Genomic DNA, 14,733 nt, shown 5'->3' with positions numbered 1-14,733 from the left:
GCGAACAAATGGCGATCGACCCCGCTCCCCCACTCGCCACCATCGCCGCCGCGCTGCGCCGCGAACGCGAGCGGGCGGGCCTGTCGCTCACCGAGCTGGCCCGCCGCGCCGGGATCGCCAAGTCCACCCTGTCCCAGCTGGAGTCCGGGTCCGGCAACCCCAGCGTGGAGACGCTCTGGGCACTCGGCGTGGCGCTGGACGTACCGTTCAGCCGCCTGGTCGAACCACCCACCGCCGCCGTCCGGGTGGTGCGGGCCGGGCAGGGGCCCCGGATCCGGTCCGAACACGCCGACTTCTCGGCCACCCTGCTCGCCGCCGGAGCGCCGCACGCCCGCCGCGACGTCTACGTGATGGAGCTGGAACCCGGCGCGGTACGGCTCGCCGAGGCGCACACCCCGCGCAGCGTCGAGCACGTCGTGGTCGCCGCCGGCCGGATGCGCGTCGGTCCCGAGACCGACCTGGTCGAGCTGGAGCCCGGCGACTACGCCACCTTCCCGGGCGACACCCCGCACCGGTACGAGGCACTGGCCCCCGGCACCTTCGCCGTACTCGTCATGGAGCACCCGTGACCGGGGACGGCCCGGCCGGCGCGCGGTAGAGCCGGGTCACCACCTCCTCGATGTCCGGCTCCACGATCGAGATGTCCCGCAACGTGGTCAGGCCGGCCAGCCCGGCCACCACCTCGGCGACGCTCGCCCGTTCCAGCGCGAAGACCAGCCGCCGCCCGTCCGCCTCCACCCGCTGCACCGGCGCGCCGGGCAGCACCGGCGGCTCGGGCAGCGCCGCGTCCAGCTCGGCGACCACCATCCGGCGCGAGCCGTACCGGCGGTGCAGCTCGGCGATCGACCCGTCGTGCACCACCCGCCCGTGGTCGATCACCACGAGCCGCCGGCACAGCCGTTCGATGTCGGCCAGGTCGTGCGTGGTGAGCACGAGCGTGGTGTCCCCGGCCCGGCCCAGCTCGGCCAGGAAGCCGCGCACCGCCTGCTTGCTCACCACGTCCAGGCCGATCGTCGGCTCGTCCAGGAACAGCACCTCCGGGCCGTGCAGCAGCGCCGCGGTCAGCTCGCCGCGCATCCGCTGACCCAGCGAGAGCTGCCGGACCGGAGTGTCCAGGAACGCGTCCAGGTCGAGCAGGCCCCGGCAGCGGGCCAGCCGGGCCGCGTGCGCGCCGGCCGGCACCCGGTAGACGTGCCGCAGCAGGTCGAACGAGTCCCGCAGCGGCAGGTCCCACCACAGCTGCGAGCGCTGCCCGAACACCACCCCGATCCGCAGCGCCAGCCGGGTCCGGTCGGCCACCGGCCGCAGCCCGCACACCCGGGCCCGCCCCGTCGACGGCGTCAGTACGCCGGTGAGCATCTTCAGCGTGGTCGACTTCCCGGCGCCGTTCGGCCCGATGTAGCCGAGCATCTCGCCGCGCTCCACCCGCAGGTCGACCCCGTCCACGGCGGTCACCGTCCGCTTCTCGCGCCGCAGCGGCCCGGCCTTCACCCGTACCGTGAACTCCTTGCGCAGCCCGTCCATCTCGATGACGCTCATGACCCCGTACTCCGGTAGTGGCGGACCCCGACGCGCCAGGCCAGGGCGGCCAGCGCCGCGGCGACCACCGCGACGCCCGGCGCGGCCCAGCCCGCCCACTGCGGCAGGCCGAGCGGGTCGGCGCGGCCCAGCAGCGCCAGCGCCGGGTGGTAGCTGACGAAGGCGAACCCCATCCCGTACGCGAACAGCGCGCGGAACCACCCGCCGTACACGGTGACCGGGTACGAGGTGAAGTCGCGCCCGCCGTAGGTGACCGCGTTGGCCAGCTCGCCGGAGTCGACCCAGTAGAACGACACCGTGGCGGTCAGCACGAAGACCGAGCCGAAGAAGACCACCGCGGCCGGCGGGGCGACCACCGCCAGCGCGACCCGGCCCGGCGTCCAGTCGATGTCGGCCGAGACGAGCGCGAACAGCAGCACTGCCAGCCCGAACACGGCCCGGGACAGCTTGCGCAACGGCAGGTCCATCAGCAGCAGTTGCGGCAACGCCCCCAGCGGGCGCACCAGCACGGCGTCGAAGAGGCCGGTGCGCACGTACCGGGGAAGCCGTTCGATGTTGCCGACCAGCAGGTCGGCGGTGGCGAAGCCGCACGACGACAGGCCGACCACGACGAGCGTCTCGCGCAGCGTGAAACCGCCCAGCTCCCGCGTCACGCCGAAGATCACCAGGACGGTGACCACGTCGAACACGGTGGCGCCCACGTTGCCGACCAGGTCCACCACGAACGAGGTGCGGTACGCCGCCTGCGATCGCGCCTGCGCACCGAGCAGCGCCCGGTACGCCCGCAGCTCAGCCACCCTGGGCGCGCTGCCGCGCTCAGCCACCCTGGGCGCGCCGCCGCGCTCAACCACCCTGGGCGCGCCGCCGCGCTCAACCACCCTGGACCACCAGACGACGCTCGGCGCGGCGCTGCACCAGCCGGCACAGCGCCAGCAGCAGCACCGCCCAGCCGGCCTGCACCCCGACCAGGGTGAGACCGACGGACATCGGCTCCCGCTCGACGAGCACGTCCAGCGGCACCTGGAGGATGCTGGGGAACGGGGTGGCGTACCGCAGGACCGCCTCCAGCGGGCCGGGCAGGAAGCCGAGCGGGAAGTAGAGCCCGGCCAGCACGCCGGAGCCGAGCGTCCACAGGATCATCGGGCCCCGGACGTCCTGCAGCCAGTACGCGGTGGCGTTGACCAGGTAGCGGCAGCCGAAGCAGACCACCACCGCGAGCACCGCGGAGAGCAGGAACAGCGGCACCGTGGCCCAGTGCCGGGGCACGTACACGGCGAAGAAGAACGGGCCGACCACCAGCGGCGGCACCAGCCGGACCAGCGACGCGAACCCGGCCCGGCCCAGGTCGGTGGCGAGGTAGCTGGTCACCGGATGCACCGGCCGCAGCAGGTCGGCGGCCACCTCGCCGGTTCGGATCCGGTCGGCCAGATCGGTCCAGCCCCAGATCGCGATCACCGCCAGCAGACCCTGGCCGGCCCAGACGAACGTGGCGAGCTGTGCCCGGTCGTAGCCGGCCACGGTGCCCGCCGCACCCGTCGCCGCGAGGAAGATGTAGCAGCGCAGAAAGCCGAACACGGTGTTGGTGCACAACCCCGCCACGGCGGCCTGACGGTAGGTCGCGTGTCGACGGAACCCGGCCGCCGCGATCGCGCCGAATGTCCGAAACCATGGGGTAACGTGTGCGCCGGTGGGTGGTGCCACAGTGGCGGTGACCGAGCCCACGCCGTTACCCTCCTTCCGCAGCCACGACGTGCTGGACCGGGCGACTGTACCGGCACGTCCGGCGCCCCAGCGCGAGAATTTCCAATGAGGTGACACCGCCGTGAGCGAGCGACGCGAGCCGGCCCCGGGGCCGTCCCGCGCGAGCGGCGGGAGGGGTTGCCGATGAGTGGCTGGGGCAGCTGGCGCGAGCCGGCCGAACCGGCCTGGGCCGCCGAGCCCACCCACGAGTGGCAGCCGCAGTTCCCCGGGCAGCGCTACCCCGGTGACATCGGCATCGAGAACCTGACGCCGCGTCCTCGCGCCGTGGTCGGCCGGGCCGAGGTACGCCCGGTCAGCCCCGCGCCCGACGCGGACACGTACCCCGTGAGCCCCGCCGGTCCCCGGCCCGCGGCGCACGAGGGCGGGCGCCCGGTGAGTCCCGCGGGCCCTCGCGACGCCCACCCGGTCAGCCCGGCCGCCGGTCATCCGGTCGGTCCGGCCGGCCCGCGCGGCGGTGAGCCCGTCAGCCCCGCCGGTCCGCACGGCGCCTACCCCGTCGGTGCCGGCCCACGCGAGGCGCATCCGACCAGTCCCGCCGGTCCACGCTGGGCGGATCCGGTCAGCCCCGCGGGCCCGCGTGACGCGCACCGCGCCGGCCCTGCCGGTGCGCCGGACGCGTACCCGGTGAGCCCGGCCGGTCCACACGGCGCATACCCGACCAGCCCGGCCGCCCCCCGCGAGGCGTACCCGATCAGCCCCGCGTTCCCGCCCGGCGTACACCCGACCAGCCCGGCCGGGCCACGCGGCGCGCACCCGGACGGAACGGCGGGCCCACGCGACGGTCATCCGGACGGACCGACAGGGCCGCGTGGCGCGTATCCGGACGGACCGACAGGGCCACGCGGCGGGCACTCAGCCGGGTCGGCCGGGCCACGCGGCGCGTACCTGGACGGGCCGGCGGCCTCGCGCGGGGCGTACCCGACGGGTGCCGCCGGTCCCGGCGGACGGCGCCCCGCGGGGCCGGACGAGCGGCGCGGGCATCCCGACAGCCCCGGCGCGGACGGCCGCCGGGATCTCCTGCCCGGTCGGGACGGCGGCGAGCGCCGGCCGGCCGGCCGCCCCGGTCCGCCGCCCGAGCGGCTCGACCAACGCTGGGTACACCCCGAGGGCGCACCGCGCCGGGCCGCCCAACCGGGCTGGATACCGGAGCCGAACGAGACCCCGCACCCCGCCCCGCACCGGCCCGACCGCCCGGCGGACGGCAGGCGCACCCCGGCCGACGGTCGCCCGGCGGCTTCCGGCGAGCGATGGGGCACGCCACCCGATGCTCGCCGGGACCACTCCCCCGGCGGGCGCCGCGAACCCCTGCCCGACGGACGCCGTGGCCCCTTCCCGGAGCCGTCACCGAGCGATCCCGGCCGTGGCCGGCGCGGTCCCGGCGTCGACCGGCGCGACGATGCCGTGCCGCCGCCGGAGCGGAACGCGGCCGGCTGGAGCGACCCGGCTCGGCGTGAGCCGGGCTGGGGCGAGCCGAGCCGGCGTGATCCCGGCTGGAGCCGGCCGGGCCACGACGGACGGCGTGAACCCGGCCCTGACGGCTGGCGCGAGCCCGGCCCACGTCCCCCGGCCGACCGGCGCGAACCGGCGGGTGGCCGGTGGGACGACCGTGCGCCGGGTCGCGAGGCCGCCGCGTACCCGGACACCCAGCGCCGGGCACCCGAGAACGGGCGACCCGCGCAGCAGGGCGAGCCCGACCGGTACGGCGCACAGCGACACCGTCCGGCCGACCCGCAAGCCACCGCCCCAGCACGGCCGGGCACCGACCAACGTTGGCAACGTCCGCCCGCCGACCGGCCCCGCCCGCACCAGGGCGAGTGGCCCATCGTCGAGCCGCGCCCCCGGCCGGAACCCGACGCGCACCGGCCCGACGAGCGGCACCGCCCGTCCACGGATCGGCCGGTACCGTCCCGGCACCCGATGCCGCCCGCCGACGACCCGCGGGACGGTTTCGTTCGCCCGGACCCGCGCGACGCCCGGCCTGCGAATGCGGGCGGACAGCCCGACGGCACCGGTCCGCGTACGCAGCCCCACCCCACCCGGCCGCCCACCGCCCCGTCCCGCCCGGACACCGCCCCGTCCCGTCCCGAGGCCGGCCGAGCGCAGCCGGAGCAGGACCGTCGCCGGCCGGACGATGCCGCCGCGCGTCCCGATTCCCGGCCGCAGCAGTGGCCGGTACGACCCGACGACCGTCCCCGTCCCGCCCCGTCAGGGCCGGATTCACTGTCGGCACCGCGCACGCCCGTACGCCCCGGCGACGGGGCGCCGTCGACCGGCAACGCCCCGCTGCGGCCCGTACCACCTGCTGATGCGGACGAGCAGCGGCGGATGCCGGCACCGGACCCGCGCGACGCGCCTTCCGGTCAGCCGCCCCGGGTACCCGCGGCCGGCACGCCTTCGGGTTCCACGTCCGGCGTGCCCGCTTCCGCGAGCCCGGTGACCAGCGCACCCGTCCCGGGTATGCCGGACTCCCGCAGGCCCGTCTCCGGCCCGCCCGTCTCCGGCCCGCCTGTCTCCGGCCCGCCTGTCTCGGGCACACCGCTTGCCGGCGCACCGGCCTCCGATTCGGCCACGCCGGTCGTCGGCACGCCCAGCCACGGTGCGCAGGCTCCGATCGGCACCGGACGGGCGGAGCGAAGCGAGGAGTCCACCCGCACCACGCCGTCGCGGGGGCGGACGGAAGAACGTCAGGGCCCGCCTCCGGTCGATCCGGCCCAGCCGACCCAGGCCGCGTCGGCCCGTCCCGCGCCGCCGGCGTATCCCGGCCCCGTCCCTGCCCAGCCGACTGCGCCGACTGCGCCGATCGAACCGGCGGAACAGCCTGCCGGTCCGGAAGCGCAAGCCGTGCAGCGGTCCGCCGTCGAGCCGCAGGCCGGTACGCCCAGCCGCCCCGGTACGGACACGGGCGCCGTACCCGTGCCAGCCACCGGCACCCGACCCGTCCCAGGCGCGGAGGCCGACCGTCGCGACGCCGACGGTGGCGCGACATCCCAGACGAGCAGCCGGCCCACGCCGGACACGGACGCCGGACGTCCCGAAGCCGACGCAGCCGCCCGCCGTACCCAGACAACGGACCGTCCCGAAACGGACCGTCCCGAAGCCGACGCCGTCGCCCGGCCCGCCCAGGGCACGGACCGCCCCGGAACGGACGCGGCCGCTCGGCCCGCCCAGGGCTCGGACCGTGCCGGAGCCGACGCCACCACCAACCGGAGCGACGAGCAGTCGGAGAACCGCCGCTCGGCGGAGAGGACGCCTCCGCCCTCCCCCGGTGCCGAGGCATGGTTCCGGCCAGCCCAGCCCCAGCCCACAGAAACCCCGGAGCCGCCAGAGATCTTGGACGATTTCGGCCCCTCTGGGGGCCGTTTCGTACCAAGATCTCCGGCCGGCGACGACTCGATCGAGCGGGCGGATGGCGACCGTAGTGGGGTGCCGTCGGTCGGGGCCTCGGCGGCTTCCCGAGGTGCACCGCTGCCGACCATGCGCACCGTCGACGACGAACCGTCAGCCGTGGTGCAGGCTCCGGAAGCCGTGGCGGAGACGCCGGGATCGAACGCCGGTCCGGCACGAGCGTCCACCGGGGACTCGGCCGCGCCCCTCGCCGACACCGCGCCATCCCCGGCAGCCGCGCCATCCCCCGCCACCCCGCCGGGCGGTGCCGCCCTGCTGCTCCCGGCCACCCCGCCGCTCCCGGCCGCCCCGTCGACCGGCGACGCCGACCTGCAAGCCGACTCCACTCCGCCACTCGACGGCGGCATCACAAGCAGCACGTCGGCAATGTCGAGAGTGGACGTCACAAGCGGCACGGCCGTGTCGAACACCGGCATCGCGAGCGGTACGTCGGCCATGTCGAACACCGGCACCGCCCCCGCCGCCGACTCGAACACACCCGCACCCACCAGCTCCAGCGAACCCGCAAGCACCTCCGACACACCGCCGACCCCGACCCCGACCCCGGCACCGGCACCGGCACCCGCAACAGCAACAGCAACAGCACCCCCGCCCGCAGCGGCATCGGCATCGGCATCGGCATCGGCATCGATCGTCACCGCATCCGCCGCGGGCGCATCGGCCGAGGCCGCAACGACCACCGGCTCACCGCCCGTATCCGTGGACACGCCGATCATCCCGGCGGCCGAGCAGCCGACCGCAGAGGCCGGCACCCCCACAACCGAAACCGACAGGTCGGCCGCCGATCCCGAGCCGCACATCGCGGTGGCGGCGGCATCCGGCCTGCCCGGCCCCGGTCCGCAGCGCACTCCGAACGCTGTCGCCTCCTCCGGCACCGCCGATGTCCGCCAGGACGGCACGGCACCGCAGACCACCGCCGACGAGACGGCGCGGGCGACCACCGCCGCGGACACGGCCGAGGAACCGACGGCGACCGACGGCACCACCGATGCCGACCGCACCGATGCCACACCGCCCGCTCCCCAGCAGCCGGGCACGACGACCGGTCCCGCGCGAGCCGAGACGACGGCCGATGCCGCGCGAGCCGAGACGACCGCCGGTGCCGCGCGAGCCGAGACGACGGCCGATGCCGGGCAGGCCGACACCATGCCCGCGCAGCCTTCGCCCACCACGGACGGGATCGCCGTCCCCGGCAGCACACCCGACGCGCACGTCGGCACCCCGACCGGCACCGGGGGCAGCAGCACCGAACCGGCCGGACATCAGCACGCCGGCACCGACCACGACGACACCGCCGGCGACGGACCAGTGCACCTCGGCACCGGCCACAGCGCCACCGTCGACGACGGGCCAGGGCACTCGGACCACAACCGACACGCGCACCAGGGACAGGCGCAGGCCGACACCGACGACGGCGTACCGAACCCGGCCGGCGCCGACGACGCGCAGGAACCGCGTACCCCGGAGGAAGCCGGAACCGACGACGACGTGGAACCCGCGGCGGACGCCGCGCCGCCGCCTCCGGTGGACCCGGAGCGGGCGCTCGCCGCGCTCGGCTGGGAGCTGGATCCGCGTACGCTGCGCGAGCAGGCCCCGGACCCGGCACAGTTGCGGGTGATCCGGGACGGGCTGACCGGCAAGCTGGACACCACACTCGACAACCGCAGCCGGGCCCGGCTGCTCAGCCTGCGCGCGGTGGCGTCCCGGATCCTCGGTGACCTGGACGACGCGCTCGGGGACGCGCGGCTGGCCGTCACCTACGCGGAGGCCACTGGCGAGTTCCGGCGGACCGCGCTGGCCCGCGCGCGCCTCGCGGAGGCGCTGCGGTGGCGGGGTGACCACGCGGAGGCGGACCGGCTCTTCGCGGAGGCGAACTCGCCGGAGCTGCCGGACCGGCTGCGTGCGCTGCTGCACGAGCACGCCGGGCGGTGCTGCTACGACCAGGGCCGGCTGACCGAGGCGTGCCTGCACTTCGAGCGGGCGCTGGACCTGCGTCACGGCGAGGACGCGCAGCTGAACGCGCGGGTCGAGGTCGCGCTGGACGCGGTCGCGGAGCGGGCCGCCGCGGACGGCTTCGGCCCGCCGCCGCGCCGGCCCGAGGAGGTGCTCGGCACCCCGCGTCCGCCGGTGGCGACGTTCGACGAGGAGCAGCAGCTCTGGGGGTACGCGGACGCCGCCGGCGAGATGGTCATCGCGCACCGGTACGCCGAGGCGCAGCCGTTCCACGAGGGACTGGCCTGGGTACGCCGGCCGGAGGCGTCCCGGTGGGCGCTCATCGACACGTCCGGCGCGGCGCTGATCGAGGCGAACAACGGCTACCGGTCGGTGGTGCCCTTCTCGGAGGGGCTGTCCTGGGTGTCGATGGACGGCAAGGGCCGGTGGATGGCCGTCGACCGGATGAACATCGTGAAGATCCCGCCCGGGTACGAGGAGGCCCGGCCGTTCCGCAACGGCCTGGCGGCGGTACGGCAGAACGGCGGCTGGGGCGCGGTGGACCTCACCGGCGAGGTGGTCGTGCCGACCCGCTACCACCGTGTCGGCACGCCGCTCGCCGACGGGCGGGAGGTCGACGGGTTCACCGCCGACGGCCTGGCGGTGGTGGAGCTGGCCGGCCGCCGGGGCGTGGTGGACCGGGCCGGGCGGGTGGTGGTGACACCGGCGTACCCGACGGTGGTGGTGCATCCGGTGGCGTTCCTGGTCGCCACCGAGTCGGGCCGGTGGGGCGCGCTGGACCGGCGCGGCGAGCCGCTGATCGACCCGGTGCACCCGGGCCGCGCGGCGGTGGTCGCGGAGATCGACCGGCTGCTCACCGACGCCAGCCCGGTGCTCTGACCCGCGCCCGGCACGTCGGCCGGACCGCCCGCGACCCGCCGGGCCGTCCACGCCACCGGGCGGGGAGCGCCGGACGGCGTCGGGGACCGGGCGGGTCTAGGGTCGGGAGCATGGAATTCCGTCACCTGGGCCGCTCCGGCCTGATGGTCAGCGAGATCTCGTACGGCAACTGGATCACCCACGGCTCGCAGGTCGAGGAGGACGCGGCGGTCGCGTGCGTCCGCGCCGCCCTCGACAGCGGCATCACCACGTTCGACACCGCCGACGTGTACGCGGGCACCCGCGCCGAGTCGGTGCTCGGCCGCGCGCTCAAGGGCGAGCGTCGCGAAGGGCTGGAGATCTTCACCAAGGTCTACTGGCCGACCGGTCCGGGCCGCAACGACCGGGGTCTGTCCCGCAAGCACATCATGGAGTCGATCGACGGCTCGCTGCGCCGCCTCCAGACCGACCACGTGGACCTCTACCAGGCCCACCGCTACGACTACAGCACGCCGCTGGAGGAGACGATGGAGGCCTTCGCCGACGTCGTACGCTCCGGCAAGGCGCACTACATCGGCGTCTCCGAGTGGAAGGCGTCCCAGCTGCGCGAGGCGCACGCGCTCGCCCGCGAGCTGCGCATCCCGCTGATCTCGAACCAGCCGCAGTACTCGATGCTGTGGCGGGTCATCGAGACCGAGGTGATCCCCACCAGCGAGGAGCTGGGCATCGGCCAGATCGTCTGGTCGCCGATGGCCCAGGGTGTGCTGTCCGGCAAGTACCTGCCGGGCCAGCCGCCGCCCGCCGGCTCCCGCGCCACGGACGAGAAGTCCGGCGCCGGGTTCATCGCGCGGTTCATGACCGACGACGTGCTCACCCGCGTGCAGCGGCTCAAGCCGCTGGCCGAGCAGGCCGGGCTGACCATGGCGCAGCTCGCCGTCGCCTGGGTGCTGCAGAACCCGAACGTCTCCTCGGCGATCGTCGGCGCGTCCCGGCCGGAGCAGGTGCACGACAACGTGAAGGCGGCGGGCGTGAAGCTCGACGCCGACCTGCTCAAGGCGATCGACGAGATCGTCGAGCCGGTCACCGAGCGGGACCCGGCGAAGACCGAGAGCCCGGCTCAGCGCCCGTGACGTCGCCTCGTTCCCGGGCCGGCTCGCACCGGCCCGGGAACGACCGGCCGGCTACTCCCAGAAGCGGATCAGGGCGTAGCCGATCTGGTACAGCTCGCGCGGCAGGCCGAGCGCGTCGCCGACGGCGAAGACCGCGCCGAAGAACGCCCGGTTGATCTGCGGGCTCCACAGCAGCGCGAAGAGCAGGATGAAGCCGTACGGTGCGAACAGGTCGTACATCCGCCGGTAGGCGGGGCTGAGCCAGGGCTGGAGCATGTTGCCGCCGTCCAGGCCCGGCACCGGCAGCAGGTTGAGCACGCTGGCGGTGAGCTGGAGGAACGCGAGCAGCCCGACGCCGGCCCAGAACTCCAGCGGCCCGCCCAGCTCCGGCCCCCATGCCACGGCTGCCACCAGCACCAGCGTGAACAGCACGTTCGTGGCCGGCCCGGCGAGGCTGACGAGCGTGTGCCGCAGCCGGCCGGGGATGGCGTGCCGGTCCACCCAGACCGCGCCGCCGGGCAGGCCGATGCCGCCGAGCAGCACCACGACCACCGGCAGCACGATCGACAGCAGCGGGCTGGTGTACTTCAGCGGGTTGAGCGTGAGGTAGCCCCGGTGCGCGATGTCCCGGTCACCGGACCGGTACGCGACCACGGCGTGCGCGTACTCGTGCAGGCACAGCGAGACCAGCCAGCCGGAGACGACGAAGAGGAACACGTCGAAGCCGACGTTGCCGTACCGGTTCCAGGTCATCACCCCGGAGGCGACGAAGAGCGCGACCAGGGCCAGGAAGATCGGGCTCGGCCGGAACGCCGCCCGGGGCACGCCGAGGATCAGCGGTTCGCCCGGGCGGTCGTAGCCGGTCATTCGGCCGGGGGTTGCAGGCTCATCCGGTAGTCCACCCGGTCGTCCTCGACCAGCACGACTGTGGTGACGCCGGATGCCGCGAGCTCCCGCCAGGCCTGGCCGATCCACGACTCGGCGTCCGCCTGGCTCGTGAACGATTCAGCGGGTCCGTCGACCGCGTCGCCGTTCGTGCCCTCGTACCGCCAGCTCCACGCCATGCCGCGTCTCCCCTCGCCGCCGTCGTCCCGTGGGACGCCAAACCTCCGCAAGCCTAGTCGGCCCCGCCGACGACGGCCCGTCACCACATGGATCATGCCGACCACCGCCGCGTCGGCGCACCCGCGATCTTGCGGTTGGTGCCCCGACAGAGTGGTCATTCCCGGCATCCCGAGGGCTGCAAGTGCAAGATCGGCGGCGGGGCGGGGGCGAGGAGGGGCGAGCTGCCCGGAACGCGGGCGGGCGAACTAAGGTACGGGCATGTCCGTTGACGGGTGGCACACCCTCCTGGTGCTCGGCGGTATCCGCTCCGGCAAGTCCGAGTTCGCCGAGTCACTGGTCGCCGACGCGCCCACGGTCCGGTACGTGGCCACCGCCCCGGCCGGCGACCCGGAGGACACCGAGTGGGCGACCCGCCTCGCGGCACACCGCGCCCGGCGGCCGGGGAGCTGGACCACCGAGGAGACCGCGGCGAACCCGGGCCGGCTGGTCGAGGTCATCGCCGCCGCCGGCCCGAACGAGACGCTGCTCGTGGACGACCTGGGCGGCTGGGTGACGGTGCTGCTCGACCCGGCCCACCAGCCGGCCGACGACACCGCGACGATCGCCGAGCTGGCCGCGGCGGTGCGCTCCAGCACGGCCCGGCTGGTGCTGGTCAGCCCCGAGGTGGGCCTGTCCCTGGTGCCCACCACGCCGCTGGGCCGGGCGTTCACCGACGCGCTCGGCGCGACCAACCGCGCGGTCGCCGACGCCTGCGACGCGGTCGCGCTCGTGGTGGCCGGTCAGACCGCGTGGCTCAAGCCGACCACTCCGGCCCCCGCGCACGCCGTGCCGCCGGCCGCCACGTCGCCCGAGGCCGCACCGAGCCGCGCCGCGACGCCCCGGACCGCCGCGCACCAGGCCGCACCGGCCCAGGCCGTGCCGGCCGACCTCGGCGCCGGGGACGTGACGCTGCCCGAGGTGCTCACGCCGGCCGCCGCCCCGGTGCCCGCCCGGGCCGCGTCCGACGAGCCCGGTACGGGCGACTGGGCCGCACCCACGATGGCGCTGCCGATGATCGCCACCGGTCTGGTGATCCAGCCGGGCATGGAACTGCCGATGCCCGACGACTACACCGGGCCGCAGGCCGTCGACCGGCTCGCCACCCTCGACATCCCCGGCGCCGGTCTCGGCGTGCTGGAGCAGGTGGTCGGCTTCGCCGCCGCCACCCAGGGCACCTCGACGCCGCGTCCGTGGGACGCGGTGCGCGTACTGCTGATCCAGGGCGACCACGAGGGCGGCGCGTCGGCCGGCGCCACGCCCGGCGAGTCGTCCCGCCGCGCCCGGCAGGCCCGCGCCGGCCGGGGTGCGCTGGCCCGGCTGGCCGCCGAGAACCGGGCCGGCCTCCAGATCGTCGAGGCGCCCGCCTCGGCACCGATGGAGGAGCGCCCGGCCCTGTCCGCCGACGAGGTCGAGGCGGCGCTGCGCTACGGCTGGCGGCTCGCCGAGCAGGCCGCCGACGCGGGGGTGCAGCTGCTGGTGCTCGCCGCGTGCGGTGCGGGTGCCGAGGCGGCCGCCGCCGCGGTGCTCGCGGCCACAGCGGGCGCGGAACCGCCGACGGTGCTCGGCCGGGTGGTCACCGAGCAGGGCGAGATCGACGACGCCGCCTGGATGGTCCGCTGCGCGGCGGTGCGGGACGCGCTGCACCGCACCCGGCGCTCCGCCCGGGAGGCCAAGGACGTCCTGGCCGAGCTGGGCGGCGGCGACATCGCGCTGGCCACCGGCGTCCTGCTGGGCGCCACCGCCCGCAAGGTGCCGGTGCTGCTGGACGGGCCGGTCGGCACCGCCGCCGCCATGGTCAGCCGCGACCTGGCCGGCCAGGCCCGGCACTGGTGCCTGCTGCCCGACCACGGCGGCCGTCCGGGCGTACGGCTCGCCGCCGACGTGCTCGGCCTGACCCCGCTGGTGGACCTGCGGCTCGACCTGGGCGAGGGGGCGACCGCGCTGGCCGCGCTGCCGCTGCTGCGCTCCGCGCTGACGCTCGCCGCCACGCTGCCGGTGCACCCGTCGCTGGGCGGCCCCGACGACGAGGGCGACACCGGCGAGCGCACCGGCACCGGCGACCGCATCGGCGGCGACGACGGCCGGGCCGAGGACGAACCGGACTTCGCCGAGCCGGAGCCGGCCGGTCCGGGACCGACCACCGTCGGGGCCGACGAGCCGGTCTTCCCCGGCCGACGTGCCGACTGAGACGCGGCTCGCCGACGGCATCCGGCTGGCGCTCACCACGTTCACCACCCTCCCGGTACGCGCCGGCCGGGTCGACCGGGCCGCCGCCGGCACCGCGATGGCGCTCGCCCCGCTGGTCGGGGCGCTGCTCGGCGCCGTACTCGGCGGGGTGCTGCTGCTCACCGGCGCGCTCGCGCCACCGTTGGTCGCCGCGGTGGTCACCGTGGGGTTGGGCGCGCTGCTCACCCGGGGCCTGCACCTGGACGGGCTGGCCGACACCGTGGACGCGCTCGGCTCCTACCGGCGCGGACCGGCCGCGCTGGAGATCATGAAGCAGCCGGACGTCGGCCCGTTCGGGGTGGTCGCGCTCGTGGTCGTACTCCTGCTCCAGAGCGCGGTGCTCGCGGAGCTGGCCGGCCGGGACGCCCTCGCCGCGTTCGCCGCGGTGGTCGCGGCCACCGCGGCCGGGCGGCTCGCCGTCGGCCTGGCCTGCCGGCGCGGCGTGCCGGCGGCCCGGCCGGAGGGCCTGGGCGCGCTCGTCGCCGGCACGGTCGGGTGGGGCGCGCTGACGCTCGGCGCGGTCGCCGTCGCGCTGGCGGCCGTGCCCGCGGTGCCGGACCGTCCGTGGCAGGGGCCGCTCGCCGTGCTGGGCGCGCTCGCCGTCGCGGCCGGGCTGCTCCGGCACCTGGTACGCCGCTTCGGCGGCATCACCGGCGACGTGCTCGGAGCGCTCGTGGAGATCGTCACCACGCTGTCCTACCTGGGACTGGTGCTGACCGGCTGAGCGTCACCGGTCCGGGCGGGTAGCGTTCGGGGCGAGTGCACCGGCGTGGTCGAG

Annotated in this window: 11 protein-coding genes; 5 read left to right on the top strand and 6 right to left on the bottom strand. The window is 76.1% G+C overall.

Annotated elements, in window-relative coordinates; all coding sequences use genetic code 11:
* Nucleotides 1-8: 8 nt before the first annotated feature.
* Nucleotides 9-569, top strand: a complete 561-nt coding sequence (locus ACN27C_RS17100; RefSeq protein WP_013287712.1) for a helix-turn-helix domain-containing protein — start codon at nt 9-11, stop codon at nt 567-569.
* On the opposite strand, the gene ACN27C_RS17095 is transcribed toward ACN27C_RS17100, so the two are convergent.
* The 4 genes from ACN27C_RS17095 to ACN27C_RS17080 all read right to left on the bottom strand — a co-directional run bounded on the left by ACN27C_RS17095 (nt 553) and on the right by ACN27C_RS17080 (nt 5,885).
* Nucleotides 553-1,539 carry an ABC transporter ATP-binding protein gene (locus tag ACN27C_RS17095; RefSeq protein ID WP_422746736.1) on the bottom strand — a complete coding sequence of 329 codons (987 nt, stop codon included), beginning with the start codon at nt 1,537-1,539 and terminating at the stop codon, nt 553-555. The genes ACN27C_RS17100 and ACN27C_RS17095 overlap by 17 nt on opposite strands.
* A complete protein-coding gene (locus tag ACN27C_RS17090; RefSeq protein WP_422746734.1) occupies nt 1,536-2,336 on the bottom strand; it encodes an ABC transporter permease in 801 nt (266 codons plus the stop codon). The genes ACN27C_RS17095 and ACN27C_RS17090 overlap by 4 nt, the downstream gene beginning before the upstream one ends.
* 73 nt (nt 2,337-2,409) lie before the next feature.
* Entirely contained in the window at nt 2,410-3,261 is an 852-nt protein-coding gene (locus ACN27C_RS17085) for an ABC-2 family transporter protein (protein WP_308212789.1), read from the bottom strand.
* A gap of 2,399 nt (nt 3,262-5,660) precedes the next feature.
* Nucleotides 5,661-5,885, bottom strand: coding sequence for a hypothetical protein (locus tag ACN27C_RS17080; RefSeq protein WP_422746731.1), 225 nt, complete (start codon nt 5,883-5,885; stop codon nt 5,661-5,663).
* A gap of 1,519 nt (nt 5,886-7,404) precedes the next feature.
* On the opposite strand from ACN27C_RS17080, the gene ACN27C_RS17075 reads away from it, so the two are divergent.
* Together ACN27C_RS17075 and ACN27C_RS17070 are read left to right on the top strand one after the other, a co-directional pair.
* Nucleotides 7,405-9,537, top strand: coding sequence for a WG repeat-containing protein (locus tag ACN27C_RS17075; RefSeq protein ID WP_422746729.1), 2,133 nt, complete (start codon nt 7,405-7,407; stop codon nt 9,535-9,537).
* 110 nt (nt 9,538-9,647) lie between these two features.
* A complete protein-coding gene (locus ACN27C_RS17070) occupies nt 9,648-10,646 on the top strand; it encodes an aldo/keto reductase family protein (RefSeq protein WP_355116775.1) in 999 nt (332 codons plus the stop codon).
* Nucleotides 10,647-10,697: 51 nt separating this feature from the next.
* Here the strand turns inward: ACN27C_RS17070 and ACN27C_RS17065 are convergent, their stop codons facing one another.
* Nucleotides 10,698-11,492 (bottom strand): site-2 protease family protein, encoded by a 795-nt coding sequence (locus ACN27C_RS17065; protein ID WP_071098270.1) that lies wholly within the window; start codon nt 11,490-11,492, stop codon nt 10,698-10,700.
* Nucleotides 11,489-11,689 carry a hypothetical protein gene (locus tag ACN27C_RS17060; protein ID WP_121682909.1) on the bottom strand — a complete coding sequence of 67 codons (201 nt, stop codon included), beginning with the start codon at nt 11,687-11,689 and terminating at the stop codon, nt 11,489-11,491. The genes ACN27C_RS17065 and ACN27C_RS17060 overlap by 4 nt, the downstream gene beginning before the upstream one ends.
* A gap of 259 nt (nt 11,690-11,948) precedes the next feature.
* On the opposite strand from ACN27C_RS17060, the gene ACN27C_RS17055 reads away from it, so the two are divergent.
* Together ACN27C_RS17055 and cobS are read left to right on the top strand one after the other, a co-directional pair.
* Complete coding sequence (locus ACN27C_RS17055) at nt 11,949-13,916, top strand: bifunctional adenosylcobinamide kinase/adenosylcobinamide-phosphate guanylyltransferase (RefSeq protein ID WP_422746726.1); 1,968 nt, start codon at nt 11,949-11,951, stop codon at nt 13,914-13,916.
* Nucleotides 13,906-14,679: an adenosylcobinamide-GDP ribazoletransferase gene (gene cobS / locus ACN27C_RS17050; RefSeq protein ID WP_422746724.1), complete on the top strand. Its 774-nt coding sequence runs from the start codon at nt 13,906-13,908 to the stop codon at nt 14,677-14,679. The genes ACN27C_RS17055 and cobS overlap by 11 nt, the downstream gene beginning before the upstream one ends.
* Nucleotides 14,680-14,733: the final 54 nt, after the last annotated feature.

Source organism: Micromonospora sp. WMMD1219 (genome assembly GCF_049315215.1).
Lineage (GTDB): Bacteria > Actinomycetota > Actinomycetes > Mycobacteriales > Micromonosporaceae > Micromonospora > Micromonospora tulbaghiae.
Note: the sequence above shows the minus strand (reverse complement) of the source record. Positions and strands in the feature narration are given on the sequence as shown.

Excerpts from the sequence above, each read along its gene's own strand:
- ACN27C_RS17100 (WP_013287712.1), top strand. The coding sequence starts at position 9 with ATGGCGATCGACCCCGCTCCCCCACTCGCCACCATCGCCGCCGCGCTG.
- ACN27C_RS17070 (WP_355116775.1), top strand. The coding sequence starts at position 9,648 with ATGGAATTCCGTCACCTGGGCCGCTCCGGCCTGATGGTCAGCGAGATC.
- ACN27C_RS17055 (WP_422746726.1), top strand. The coding sequence starts at position 11,949 with ATGTCCGTTGACGGGTGGCACACCCTCCTGGTGCTCGGCGGTATCCGC.
- ACN27C_RS17095 (WP_422746736.1), bottom strand. The coding sequence starts at position 1,539 with ATGAGCGTCATCGAGATGGACGGGCTGCGCAAGGAGTTCACGGTACGG.
- ACN27C_RS17065 (WP_071098270.1), bottom strand. The coding sequence starts at position 11,492 with ATGACCGGCTACGACCGCCCGGGCGAACCGCTGATCCTCGGCGTGCCC.
- ACN27C_RS17060 (WP_121682909.1), bottom strand. The coding sequence starts at position 11,689 with ATGGCGTGGAGCTGGCGGTACGAGGGCACGAACGGCGACGCGGTCGAC.